Genomic DNA, 13,699 nt, shown 5'->3' on the forward strand with positions numbered 1-13,699 from the left:
TAAATTTACATAACAGCTTCCATATAGCAACTAAACCCTTAGGTAAAGTAACATATTGTTAAGGGGTAACTGATGATCTTTCCAGGTAAAGGAGATAGCTAGTGCAATCAGGGCATTACAATAACCTTTGAACAGAGAATGATAAAAGTGTTTACTTTTTTGCTCCGAAATATTGATACAAAGTGATACTGCTTTAGTTACTAAGCAAATGTTTCCTGATTTAATGGTATCGGCGTAGCGGGAGATATGTCTTCCGGTAATTTCAAATAATCCGGGTTTAGGTTATCATTAGTTATTACCCAGGCACACCCCCTAACACTATCAACCCCAATAATTCGATGCACTTGGTCGGGGTGCATATATATTAATGTTGGCCTCGTCATTACATATTGCTACAAATCAATTTCAATAGTAACACTGCCTTTTTCAAGCAAAAAGAAAGTATGACGGTAGTGCTGTTCGGGCTGTTCCCATACGTTGAGGCCAGGAAGATTTTCAAAAGCAAACTTTTCGATGCTGATCGCCGCATCAGACTCGTCACCAAATGTATTTACAGGAATTGAGCGGCGTTTTTGTGCATTGTTTTTTACTGGATAAATTAGCCTTTCTTTTTATGATTTATACCCATGCTTTTTAAAAAATAATAGTGCCGTAATGAATGGTTTAGAACTGAAAGATTAGCGGCACCGGCGCTATTCCTTCTTTATAAAAGGCAGAAGCTGCACTGCAAGTAAATGTGAATACACCTTGGCTCCAGCTAAGTTAAGATGATTATTATCTGCTAAATAACTGGCGTTTTCCATTGATTTCAATAGCACTTCAGGCATCTGTAGTTTTGTACTATCTGGAAGAGATTTGTATATAGGAATTGTAGTTTCCTTTTCATCTTCGCTCCGGAACGTAACTGGAAGGAAGAAAACTATTTTAGAATTTGATTGATGTCCAAGCTTTAAAAGTTCATTAATATACTGTTGGTACCTGGCAACAGAGCCCTTATCATTATAATTATTAAAATCCTGAAACTTTAAAAAAGGCGTAACCGAGTGATATTTATTTTCGCTTATGGGTTGAAATCCAAAATGGCCTTCCGTTTTTTCCACGTTAATACGCATTAAGTTTCTTACTTCATCTACAATAAATAATTTACTGGTTACATATTTATTGGCGAGTTGTAGTAAGAGTCTGCATTTACTTAAAAAATTCAGGTGGCTTAATAGCTGATTTGCAGTTCCAAATATTTCAAGGTTAAGGTCGTCCTGATGTTTTAGGAGATAGTCAGGTACTTCGGGCAGCATGGGGGTGAGTTCGATAAATAAAACTTTTGGCGATTTGTTTTGCATTAAACGCCTGGCGATAATGCAATTACTTAATAACGTACCACCGCTGATGCCAGCATTATAAATGTGTTTATTACCTAATGTCTGCTTTAAAACTTCAGGATCAATACTTGTCTGCACCCTGCTCGAACCTATAAAGTAATAAGAAGTATCAGTGGCCTGTAAGGACTGCCTAAAAAAAGTATAAATTAATGTGTTCTTTCTGGAAGTGGCGTACTGGCGAATAAAGCAAAAGGCAATCAGACTTATAATTGATGTGAAAAGGATAAGTTTAAAAACGGATTTTTTAACGCGCATAGTATCCTTTATTAAAATTGTACATAATAATTATCCACCCCGTTTGTGATACCGAAAGCAATAATTAAAAGAGCCAGTTGCGTATATATAAACCAACGCGAAATTAGAGGCTTACTACCCACATATTCATCAAACTTTATAGTGCCGGCCTTTGAATAGTGATAATCAACTAGCAGAAACGCACCGATAATTATAGCTATATTGTTAAGGTTGTTTCTGAAAAAATAATCAGGAAAGTTTCCGGGTGAAAGAAATACTCGATGTATAAGGGAAGTTAAATCGGGAGAAACAAATACCAATGCTAGAACAGACGCCAGCATTAAGTGATATACAACTCCAAGCTTTCGTCTTACACCAGGATATGGTAAAGCTTCTAAATTGACTTTTTTCTCAATGATGATCCAGGAAGCATTCATTAACCCCCAAATCAGGAATATTTGAGATACTTCATGCCATAATGCAATCAGCAAAAAAGTGATCAGCAAAATAGCGTTGGTATATCTTCTTTTGCGATCTTGTTTAGCAAGGTTAAAGAAAAAATAATCTCTAAACCACTCATTTAACGTTATATGCCATCCTTGCCAAAAATGTTGCCGCGAAAATGATAGGTATATCCTGTTCCGGAAATTGTCTTTTAAATTAATATTAAAGATTTTAGAAATCCCCTGAAAAATGTCTATGAAAGAACTGAAGTTAAAATAGAGGTAAAAAAAGAAAAGCAGTCCGGCTATTAAATAACACGGTCCGCTTATTTCGGTGCTTACTAAATTTTGCAGTAACGCCGAAAGCCTTTTTCCTACTACAATATTTTTAAAAAGACCGATCAGTATCAAACGCAGGCCCGAGGATATGGAAGAGTCTGTTATACTAATCTGCCTGAATTGACTGAAAAGATACTTTGCACGGTGAAGCGGACCTGAAAGTATACAGGGGAAGTAGATAAGATAAATTAATACCAGCAAGAAGTTCTTCTCGGGTTGTATGTATTTTCTTTTAATATCAATAAGGTAACTGATACCATTAAAAGTAAAGTAAGAAATGCCAAGTACCTGTATTATGGAACTGTTGGTTTCACTTAAATAATTGTTCTTAACAGAGGTAAGATGCCGGAAGTGAAAGTCGGGAGTAATTACTTTTATCAGTATAAGCGGAGCAAGTGCCAGGCTAATAAAAAGCCAGGTTTTTGCTGGATATCTTTTGATAAGAAAACCCAGGCAATAAATAGTAAAGGAAAACAGTAACAGAAAAATGATTTTATCGCCAGCCAAAAAATAATAAAAAAGCAAGCTGGAAGATAATAATCCCTTCCACTTATGGGGCGGAGGGATTATTGAAACAATAGCGATTGAAAAAAGTAAGTATAGCAGTAAAAGCAATAGATCAAGAGAGGGCATGTTGTTTTTTTCTTAATCTTGCTGATTCTATTGTTCGCATCATGATCTGCTTGGCATAGGTAATAGGTTCGGAGTTATTTATCTCATAATCCTTTAAAAATTCCAGCATATGTTTCAGACAGTACTTCATTTCCTGGCGTGCAATGTTTGCGCCTGCACATACATGGGGGCCGCTTCCAAACGCAAGATGATTGGTGCCCGGCCTGGAAAATATTAATTGATCCGGATTCTGGAAAACAGCTGGGTCGCGATTGGCGCTCGCAATACACAAGTACAATTTGGAATTAGCTTCAATGGTATGGCCTTCATATTCAACAGGCTCTTTGTTAACCCTAACCGTATATTGCAAGGGAGCTGTGAACCGAAAAAGTTCTTCAATTATTGCTGACAGCTGTTCTTCATCACTGGCTAATACAGCTTCCATTAATAGGGGTTTATCTATAAGCTCAAGCAGCGCCATAGATAAACTGTCCTTAGAGGTTTCAAAGGCGGCCATTAATGAAACGGCTAAAATGGAAAGTATATCTTCATTATCATAGCTAATGCCCAGCTTATTGCTTATGGCCATAAGGTTTTCTTTATAGCCTTGCTTGCTATTAATGTTGTTAAACATTTCATTCCCGGAAAGAAACCACTTGTTAATCTCCTGATAAACCTGTTTGGGCACAAAAAGGTCCTGGCTTCTCGCTATCATGTTAGAATACTTCTTAATTTGACTGAAGCTATAGTTATCCGGCAGCGAATAGAAGCGTTTTATTACCTGAAAGATAAAGTAAGCGCAATAGGTGACCAGATCAAAGTCCTGTTCGTTCTTGAATTTTTGGTTCACTTCTTCTACAGATTCGGAGAGAATTACCGGCAAATCAAATTCTTTAAAAGCCTTTCCCATCACAAGTCTTGCATTTTTGTGATCCTCGCCATTCAGGTACATTGCCCACTTCTTGGTTCCGGCAGATAAATAAGGGCAGGCACTTTCCTTGAAAATATAGGGTTCCTTTTCCAGGAAATACTGACTGAGTTCGGAAACCTGGTACTTCGATGAGCGAAGAATTTCATACGACTCCTTATGTCTGAAAAACATCCAGGCACCGTGAGAGCCTTTATGTATTGGGTTTTGCTCCCTGCATTCTTTCAGATGCTTGTACGGATCCTCGAAATACCCTTTACTATATGGATTCCATGTTACTTTTGACTCTCCACCCATGCAGTAAGTTTATTAATTGTATCGTACTCCGTAAATATGGTAGGATCTATTTGTTCTATACCGGTTATATTTTCTACCTCAAATGCCAGTGAGATCAAAGACAAAGAGTCGAGATGGAAGCTTTCAAATTTTTCGTCACCGGATATTTCTTCAACAGGAAGTCCGGCCTCAGTTGCAATAAGTTGAGTTAGTAATAGTTTAATATCCATTAGGGTTAATATATATAATTGTTGGAGGTTCAAAGCAGGGGTTTTGAACTGGTTCTGTTTACGGTTAAACGAATATAAGGTTGTGTTTGAATTAGTGGATAGTGAATAATTATAGCGAACTTTTCGCTATATATTTATGATATAATTGAAGAAACTTAATTCCAGTTTTTTTACTGAATAGGAGTTAAATGGGCCTCGTCTTTCTCCGGATATATTTGATGTTTGCATATGTTCTCAACGATAATCACCATTTAAAATATCGATAGCTTCCTGATTTACCTCGTTTTCTATTTCATCTTCAGTCGGGTATTGCGCAATTCTTTCAATTTCTGCCAACAAAAGAGGATGTGTTGTATTTCTTAGAAGGCTTATCAATATAGAATATTCCCACATCACATCATTTGTATTTAAAATGCCGATCAACTCGGGAATGAACCTTTCGATAAATGGTTTTAAAGTATCTGCCAGAGGTTTAGCGATTGGCCAATTCAAATCTTGCAGCCACTCCAGTAAGTCGGGAACAATAGGACGTATTTGCTCAAAAGGTAGTTCTTTAAGCTTAGCAATTGATTTGTGATCATGTTTGTGTTTGGGTATAAGTTCTTTAACATCCATATAGATAAGGTATCAGATAAATATATTAAATCGTTATTAGCCTGACTTGCAAGGAGGGTAGGCATTTTAGGTTCAATAAAGATTCTGTTTTAGTGGTTCTGTATTTATAGCATGTTCATTCACATGCTTTACTATTAAAAGTAGCTTCACATGCTTTGCTTTTCGGGGGCAACTGGTTGCATCGTGATCTTAACTCAAATGCTTAAACGTTATCTCAATCAGCAGCATCATTGCAACATACTGCTTAAGAAAAGGCTTCAAATACCTTAATGCGTACGATAATTGGTTCTCAACCGTCCGTTGAGATATAGATAGTTTGAGGGCAATCTCGGTATTAGTTAAATGTTCCAACCTGCTCAGTACAAATATTTCCCTGCATCTCGCTGGCAGGTTATCCAACACCCGTTCCAAATCTTTTTTAAGCTCAACTTTCCAAATGTTGCCTTCGCCATCGTTGTGGTCTGTACCTACATTAGTCAGTTTTTCGTAGTCCTCGATGTATGTGAGGCGCGAGGTACTGCTTGCTTTAATGTGATTATATACCCGGTAACGTGCTGCAGCAGTCAAGTAGTTTTTGAAACTAATAATATTCAGCACGCTTCTTTTCTCCCAGATATTTATAAATATATCGTTTACAATACCCATACATGCTTCGGTATCATGCAGATAAATAAAAGCTTTCTTGTAAATTATTGCCCAATACCTATCATACAACAAGTTAAAAGCTTTTCTGTCATGAAGCTTAACTGCTGCAAACAATTCGTCATCGGTGGGCAGGAACATCGTTTATATAATTGGAATTTAAATGTAACGTAATTAAATCGTTAACAACAAATTTTTTTGTTCAAAGCAACTGACTGCCGTCGTTTTAAAGATTGGTTCTCTAAAAAAATGAATTGAAAAAAAAGTTTTAAAAAGTATGTGAGTTTCCCTAACTATGGTTGTCTTTATAAGTACCAATTACACTTATGACCTTCCAGGAATATAAAGATCTGTACGAACGCTGTACCACGGGCAATTGCACGCCCGAAGAGCAACAGCGATTTGAAGCGTACCACGACGGCTTCAATCTGTCAGATACACCCTGGTCGGAAGGTTTTGGCAATCAAAAGTCGATTGAAAAACAGCTCAAGAAAGATTTTTATAAAAGGTTGCATCAAACCACAGAAGTTAAGAGAATTCGCTTCCCTTACTGGTCGGCAGCAGCGGCGATTATACTCATAGTAGGGGGATTGTTTTATTTAAACTATCTGGCCGGCACCAACTATAAGCTTACCAGCAGCAATCGTGTTAAGCACGGCACAGATAAGGCAACGCTTACCTTGTCAGATGGTAGGAAGATAATGCTGAATAATTCCGCACAAGGCATATTATCTACCGAAAACAATGTGTTGGTTGATAAGGATAATGCCGCACGGGTGATTTATAAAAAAGACGGATCGACAGGATTTGAAACCGGTCAAGCTTTTAATACCATGACAACCCCACGAGGCGGAAAATATGAGCTTGTCTTATCAGACGGTACTAAAGTTTGGCTTAATGCAGCCACATCCTTAAGGTACCCGGTTGATTTTGCGGGGAAAGAGCGTGTTGTGGAATTAACTGGCGAGGCCTACTTTGAAGTTGCTCATAATAAAGAAAAACCTTTCAAAGTATTGAGCAACGGCCAGGTTGTACAGGTATTAGGTACACATTTTAATATCAACGCTTATCCCGATGAAGATGCTATAAAAACAACCCTGCTTGAGGGTAGCGTTAAAGTATTCAGCAACAGTTTTCTATCGTCTACAAAAAAAGGCGCGTTAATCATTAAACCGAATGAACAAGCAACTTTTAAAAACAACACGTTTTCAAAAGCAACTGTAGATGCTGATGATATCATTGCCTGGAAAAACGGTTCAATGCTATTTAAAAATGCGGATGTAAAATCGATTATGCGCCAGGTTGCCAGGTGGTATGACGTAGATGTATTTTACCGCGGGCAGATAACAGATGACACCTACAGCGGAGAAATATCCAGAAATGCTGATCTCGACGAGGTAGTGAAGGCGCTAAAGCTAAATGATATCAATCTCCAGGTAAGCGGAAAAAGCATAGTGGTTTTACCATAGCAAAATATTTACTCAACAACCTAAACCTTATCACAACACTTACACCAAACCAATTTAACTAACCGATTTTAAACCCAAACCTGTAAATGATGAAGAAAAACCTTACTTAACTGCCTCAAAAATCTTAGCCAACAAAAAAGCCGGAAGCGCGCCAACACAACCGGCCGAACTGCTTATGCAGTGGTTTTGGCCTTAAGATTTCAGAAAACCTCGTGCGTTAACTTATTATCAAACCAAAACCTAACGAAACTATGAAAATTTATTTACGTGGTAGAATTTTCTATGTCTATTCATTTTTATCTCGAAGATCATTTTTATTGATGAAACTAATATTTCTGTTAACAATAGTTTTCACACTTCAAGTTCGGGCAGGAGTATATGCGCAGAAGATAACCCTGTCAGAAAACGGAGCATCTCTCGATAAACTGTTCAAAACAATCAAAAAGCAAAGCGGATATACCTTCTTTTATAAAAATAAGCTTCTGAAAAATACCAGGCCGGTAACTATCAGTGTTAAAGATGCTGATATTAAAGATGTGCTCGACCAGTGCTTTAAAGGACAATCGCTTTCTTATGAATTTGCCGGTAAAATCATTGTAATTAAAGGCTCAGCAAAGCAGCAGGTTACAGTAAATCCTTCTGTTTCGGCAATAAACATTACAGTTAAAGGAACTGTAAATGATGAAAAAGGATTGCCGCTGCCTGGTGCAACGGTAAGGGTTAAAGGCGGTACCAGAGCCGTTACTACTAATGAAAATGGTGAATTTACCATTGCAAATGTACCGGATAGTGCCACATTGGTCATCTCTTTTAGCGGCTTTAAAACGAGAGAAATTTCTGTGAAGGAAGACCTGCGCAACATTCGGTTATCGCCGTTGGATGCCTTGAGTGATGTGGTGATTGTTGGCTACGGCACACAAAAGAGGGAACGTGTTACCGGAGCAATTGCAGCAGTTGGCACTAAGGAATTGCAGCAAAGTCCGGTGGCTAATTTAAGTAATGCTTTGGCTGGCCGGTTGCCCGGCCTTTTAACCGTGCAAAATAGCGGCGAACCGGGAGCAGATGGCTCAAACCTCAACATCAGGGGATTCGGTACCACAAACAATGCGGCACCGCTTGTTTTGGTTGATGGTATACAGAGAGACTTTAGCGGTCTGGATCCAAACGAGGTGGAGAGCGTGAGCATTTTAAAAGATGCGGCATCAACCGCCATATATGGTATACAGGGTGCTAATGGTGTAATACTGGTAACCACTAAAAGAGGTAAGAATGGCGTAGCAACCATCGCGGCTACAGCGCAGAACGGCTGGCAGTCGCCCACCTCATTGCCGCAATATGTAGATTCTTATACCGGACGCAAACTTTACAAAGAGGGGCTTATAAATGACGGCCGTTTTTCTGATACCAGTGCCTATACCGATGCTATGCTCAACAAGTATCGTGACCGCACATCGCCCGCTTATGAGTATCTCTACCCCAATGTAAATTGGACTAAGGCTATGCTTAAACGTTTTTCCTACCTGTCACAAGCCAACCTGAATGTTTCAGGTGGCGGTGATAAAGCCAAGTATTTTATTTCTTTATCATATCTCCAGCAAAACGGTTTATACAATTATGAAGAAACCATCAGCCAATATGATATACAGGCTATAACCAAGAAATACAACTTCCGGTCGAATATTGATTTAGCGCTAACCAACAGGTTGTCGATGGAACTGAATCTGGGTGCCATTGTGCTTGACAGGAATTATCCTGGCGTTAGTGCCTCTGACATATTTAATGACATTAAACAAACGCCCGCATGGTATTATCCTATTCTTAACCCAGATGGATCACCCGGAGCAGCGCCAAATACTAACAGGTCGCCATATGTGGATTTAACACAAACCGGATATCAGCGATTGTTTGATACCCAACTTCAGTCCACAGCCGGTTTCAAATGGGATATGGGCTGGCTAACAAAAGGTTTAAGTTCGCGTGTACGGCTTTCTTTTGACAATCAAAATTATAGGAACGTTAACAGGGCATTGTCTTTCAGTACTTATCAATTTTTGTTAAATCCCGGTGTGCCCGATACGGAAACAGATTTGATTAAAAATGGACATTATGTTACCGTAAATAATGGTAACGGAACCCTTGATTACCAGGTAACCGCCAACGGAAGCCGCAGGACGGTATTTGAGGCTTATATTAATTACGACCGGGATTTTGGAAAGCACTCTGTAAAAGCAATGGGTATATATAACCAAACCAGCTTTTTCAATAATGTAGGAGGGGGTGCTGGCAATGCCAAAAACGGCTTGCCCTATAAATACCAGGGATATTTAGGAAGGGTAGCTTACGCTTATAATGATAAGTATCTGGCCGAATTTAACTTTGGATACAATGGGTCAGAAAACTTTGCACCCGGCCACAGATTCGGATTCTTCCCGGCTGTTTCGGCAGGATGGCTGATCTCCAATGAAAACTTCATCAAGAATAACACAGCACTCACCTTTATTGACCAAATAAAGATCAGAGGATCTTACGGTATTGTGGGTAACGATAAAATTGCACCCGACCCGAATAACCCGTTACGATTTTTATACCTGAGCACCTGGGTACCGGGTAGTGGATATACCTTCGGTTTGAATAATAATGGAAACGGTTATGATGGATACGTGGAGGGGCAAGCAGGTAATATGCTTTTAACCTGGGAAAAGGCCCGCAAATTGAACATCGGTTTTGATTTGAGTTTATGGCGGGGTGGCCTTTCTGTAACGGCAGATGTTTTCAGGGAGCGCCGTACCAATATCCTGGCAACCTCACAACTTATCCCGTCATTCATCGGTCTTCCACAAGTTCCGGCTGTAAATGCAGGCATCACGGAAAATAAAGGTTACGAAATATCCCTCACACACCGGCACGACTTCAATAGCAAGCAGGGGTACAGTCTCACTATCAATTACGCCTATGCCCGCAATAAAATATTGTTCTTCGCACAGCCAGATTATCCGGGGCGAGAATGGCAGGCTCTAAAAGGTACAAGTATCAATGAAATATACGGATACACGGCTGTAGGCCTGTTCAAAAGCCAGGAGGATATTAACAACAGTCCATCGCAATCAAGTTTTGGCGTTATTAGGCCGGGTGATATCAAATACCAGGATTTAAACCAGGATGGTATAATCAACAGCCTGGATGCCGGCTATCTGCCGGGCAAGGTTGCTAACCCAACCTCACAGTTTGGTATTGCATTAGGTTATCATTATTCGAATTTTGATGTGAGTGTGCTGTTACAAGGTGGCTTGGGTGGATCTACCTTGCTTTCCGGATCAGGCGTATTTCCGTTCTCCAGATTTGCAAGTGCATTGGAGCAGGTAGTGGACAACCATTGGGTGCCATCAAACCCCGATGGCGATTACATGTTCCCGCGTATCTCAGCTAACGATAATGTTAATAATCAGCAGGCGTCAACTTTCTGGATTTACTCGTCTAATTACATTCGGTTAAAGACAGTTGAATTAGGCTACACTTTACCAAAGCGTTGGATGAAAAAAATCAGCATCAACAATGCACGCCTGTTTGTAAATGGTATCAATCTGCTGACCTGGAGCAAACTTAAGGACTTCAATTTTGACCCAGAGATTGGAAACAATGGTACAGGCACCTATCCGCAGCAAAAGGTTTTGAATGCCGGTTTGAGATTTACTTTTTAAAATGATTTACATGAAAAAGAATAAAGTTTTATTACTGATGTTTGCTGCATGTGTACTGGCAGCGTCATGCAAAAAATATTTGGATGTAGTACCCACTGAACTTGTAACAGAGAAAGCCGTTTTTGACAATATTCAAAATGCCGAAAAGGCTTGGGCGCATTTATATGCATCACTCAATAATAATGATGTTCAGTTTGTACGAGGAGGTGGAACAATTTTGGGAGCTTGTACTGATGAATGTAAAAATCACTGGGAGAATGTGCCCGAACTGGCTTTCAATTCCGGTGCATGGAACGCAACCAGTAACCCTTTGGATATGTGGGGCAGTGCTTACCAATATATCCGTTCTGCCAATCTTTTTCTAGCAAATATAGACAGGACGCCGCTTCCGGCATCCCGGCTCGATTACTACCAGCCACGTATCCCTCAGTACAAAGCCGAAGCACGGTTTTTACGCGCAAATCAGTACTTTGAATTGTTCAGAAGGTATGGTGCCGTGCCTTTACTTAATTCAGTTTTAACTCCTACCGATCCTGCAGCGACCAATACGGCAAGGAATTCAATTGACGAGGTGGTAGGCTATATCACGTCAGAATGCGATGCTATTGCAGAGATATTGCCTTTATCTTACCCTGCCGGTTCAAGCGATTATGGCCGTATTACGAAGGGAGCGGCCCTGGCTTTAAAGGCACGCACGTTACTGTATGCGGCAAGTCCGTTGTTTAACGGTAATCCTATGTATGCAAGTGTTAAAAATGCCGATGGCAAGCAGTTGTTTCCGCAAGGGTACGATAATAATAAGTGGCTGCTGGCTGCAAATGCTGCCAAAGCCGTTTTGGATCTTAATGCATACTCATTATCAAACCCTAATCCTGGAAATCCTGTTGATAATTATGCACAGCTGTTTTTTACCAGAAATTCTGATGAGATGATATTGCCGCTGATTATGGGCGGCAACCGCGATTTTGAAGGGAATTACATGCCTAATGGCCGGGATGCAAATGCAGTTAACGGCAATGGTAAAATGAGTGTGTTCCAGGAGTTGGTTGACTCTTATGAGATGAACAATGGCCGCCCCATTGCCGATCCGCAATCGGGTTACCAAGAGGATGGATTTTGGGATGGCACATTATGGGATGGCGTACGGAATACGCCGGTAACGAAGGTTTCAAACAGATTTAAAAACAGAGATCCACGCTTTTATGCAAGTATCTTTTTCCAATACGATGTATGGAATTATTCAAATAATGGCCGTCCGCTAAGATTTGCCTGGTTTGGAAACAATGGTGGTGCTGCTGATGGCTGGCCAAAACCTGGTACTAATTGTGAAACAGGTTATAACTGGCGTAAATGGGCCGATCCGCAAGTAAATTTGAAAGGTGGGGGCAACGCTAACCGGAACTTCCCGATCATTCGTTTAGCCGAAATGTACTTGATTTATGCAGAGGCAATGAACGAGTATTTGGCAGCACCTAACGGTGATGTATATAATGCAATAAACAAGGTAAGGAGCAGAGTATCCATGCCCGGCCTTCCCATACTAACAGGCGACAATACCAAAGAAGGTATGCGTAAGAGAATTCAAAATGAAAGACGCGTAGAGTTCGCATTTGAAAATCAGCGGTTTTGGGATGTACGTCGCTGGCTGATTGCCAAAACGGTAGACAACGGCAACATGCACGGTTTAAATGCCAGACCGACGCCTGCTGAACTTAACAGCACCGGGTTTGATCCGAATAGCGAAGCCGCCGGTGTAGCCGTATTTTATAAAGTGGTGGTAGATCAGACCAGGGTTTTCCTGGACAGGCACTACCTGATGCCAATTCCACAAACAGAACTCAATATAGATCCCGCTCTGGTACAAAACTACGGCTGGTAAATTCATGTTTTGGCCTACTGCTTGAGTTGTTTTGATATACTCGGCAGAAGCTAATTAATCCAGGTAAGGAACTCTTCGAAAGGTTCCTTACCTGGATTTTAAATTTAAAGTGGAATTTATTTCGAACTGAATTTTCGGTTGCTCTTAATTTGATAGTAAGCGTTAAATCTAGCGTCTACTTTCTACGGTATACACAAAGCTATCCGCTTTATAATATCCAAGATTATATTCAAGCGGGCGTTCTCCCTGATCAAAAACAAAGCGTTTGCGGAAAAGTACCGGTTCGCCAGTTTTGATGTGCAGTTTGTCGGCAATTGACTGGTCTGCCGCATGAGCGCTGATTTCTTCTTTTGATAAAGTGGCAATCGTAGAGTAGTCCTGCTCCAGTAGTTCATACAGTGGTCGTTTAAAGTCCTCATCGCCGGTTAAGCCAATCCTGGGATGGAAGTAGGATATAAAATACACAAAAGGATCATCCACCTTACCACGAACTTTTTCCATCTTCAAAACTTTTCTATCCGTCGTGATTTCAAAAAAGTTTGCCAAGTGTTGGTCCGGGTAAACCCAAGTAATATGCAGTTCAAAATTCTTTATGGTGATGCCCCGCAATTTCATCTCTTGCGAAAAGCTGAGCCAGTTGTTGGATTTTGAGCTAACAGTTGCCTGGCTAACCTTGGTACCTTTCCGCTTTTTGCGAACTAACAGCCCCTCAAATACAAGTTTGTTGAGTGCCTGGCGTAAGGTGGTTCGCGATATCGCCAGCATTTTAGCCAGCTCTACCTCATTAGGTAACAATTTTCCGTTCTGGAAATCTTCCTCCGCAATGAGTTTTCGCAAAAGTTCTTCAGCCTGCATATGCAGGGGGATGGGACTTTTATGATCGATAGTGTATTTCATAAGAAACAATTGCTATGCAATAATAATGATAAAAATGGCCGAAGCCAATTGTACATAC

10 protein-coding genes are annotated in these 13,699 nt (G+C 40.2%); 3 read left to right on the forward strand and 7 right to left on the reverse strand.

Annotated elements, in window-relative coordinates; all coding sequences use genetic code 11:
• Positions 1 to 692 precede the first annotated feature (692 nt).
• The 6 genes from KHS38_RS00730 to KHS38_RS00755 all read right to left on the reverse strand — a co-directional run bounded on the left by KHS38_RS00730 (position 693) and on the right by KHS38_RS00755 (position 5,839).
• Positions 693 to 1,634: a hypothetical protein gene (locus KHS38_RS00730; RefSeq protein ID WP_213486069.1), complete on the reverse strand. Its 942-nt coding sequence runs from the start codon at positions 1,632 to 1,634 to the stop codon at positions 693 to 695.
• An 11-nt stretch (positions 1,635 to 1,645) separates the two neighbouring features.
• Positions 1,646 to 3,028 (reverse strand): MBOAT family O-acyltransferase, encoded by a 1,383-nt coding sequence (locus KHS38_RS00735; RefSeq protein ID WP_213486071.1) that lies wholly within the window; start codon positions 3,026 to 3,028, stop codon positions 1,646 to 1,648.
• A complete protein-coding gene (locus KHS38_RS00740) occupies positions 3,015 to 4,232 on the reverse strand; it encodes a cytochrome P450 (protein WP_213486073.1) in 1,218 nt (405 codons plus the stop codon). The genes KHS38_RS00735 and KHS38_RS00740 overlap by 14 nt, the downstream gene beginning before the upstream one ends.
• On the reverse strand, positions 4,211 to 4,441 hold the full coding sequence (locus KHS38_RS00745) for an acyl carrier protein (protein ID WP_213486075.1): 231 nt from the start codon (positions 4,439 to 4,441) through the stop codon (positions 4,211 to 4,213). Before KHS38_RS00745 ends, KHS38_RS00740 begins: the two co-directional genes overlap by 22 nt.
• A gap of 234 nt (positions 4,442 to 4,675) precedes the next feature.
• A complete protein-coding gene (locus tag KHS38_RS00750) occupies positions 4,676 to 5,056 on the reverse strand; it encodes a DUF5071 domain-containing protein (RefSeq protein WP_213486077.1) in 381 nt (126 codons plus the stop codon).
• A gap of 189 nt (positions 5,057 to 5,245) precedes the next feature.
• Positions 5,246 to 5,839 carry a sigma-70 family RNA polymerase sigma factor gene (locus KHS38_RS00755; RefSeq protein WP_213486079.1) on the reverse strand — a complete coding sequence of 198 codons (594 nt, stop codon included), beginning with the start codon at positions 5,837 to 5,839 and terminating at the stop codon, positions 5,246 to 5,248.
• 185 nt (positions 5,840 to 6,024) lie between these two features.
• Between KHS38_RS00755 and KHS38_RS00760 the strand changes: the two genes are divergently transcribed.
• The 3 genes from KHS38_RS00760 (at position 6,025) to KHS38_RS00770 (ending at position 12,744) form a co-directional block, all read left to right on the forward strand.
• Positions 6,025 to 7,167: a FecR family protein gene (locus tag KHS38_RS00760; protein ID WP_213486082.1), complete on the forward strand. Its 1,143-nt coding sequence runs from the start codon at positions 6,025 to 6,027 to the stop codon at positions 7,165 to 7,167.
• Between the two features lie 320 nt (positions 7,168 to 7,487).
• Positions 7,488 to 10,865, forward strand: coding sequence for a TonB-dependent receptor (locus KHS38_RS00765; RefSeq protein ID WP_213486084.1), 3,378 nt, complete (start codon positions 7,488 to 7,490; stop codon positions 10,863 to 10,865).
• Between the two features lie 10 nt (positions 10,866 to 10,875).
• On the forward strand, positions 10,876 to 12,744 hold the full coding sequence (locus KHS38_RS00770) for a RagB/SusD family nutrient uptake outer membrane protein (RefSeq protein WP_213486086.1): 1,869 nt from the start codon (positions 10,876 to 10,878) through the stop codon (positions 12,742 to 12,744).
• Between the two features lie 168 nt (positions 12,745 to 12,912).
• Here KHS38_RS00770 and KHS38_RS00775 read toward each other — a convergent pair whose 3' ends face one another.
• Positions 12,913 to 13,641: a GntR family transcriptional regulator gene (locus tag KHS38_RS00775; protein ID WP_213486088.1), complete on the reverse strand. Its 729-nt coding sequence runs from the start codon at positions 13,639 to 13,641 to the stop codon at positions 12,913 to 12,915.
• Positions 13,642 to 13,699 lie beyond the last annotated feature (58 nt).

The organism is Mucilaginibacter sp. Bleaf8, assembly GCF_018390515.1.
Lineage (GTDB): Bacteria > Bacteroidota > Bacteroidia > Sphingobacteriales > Sphingobacteriaceae > Mucilaginibacter.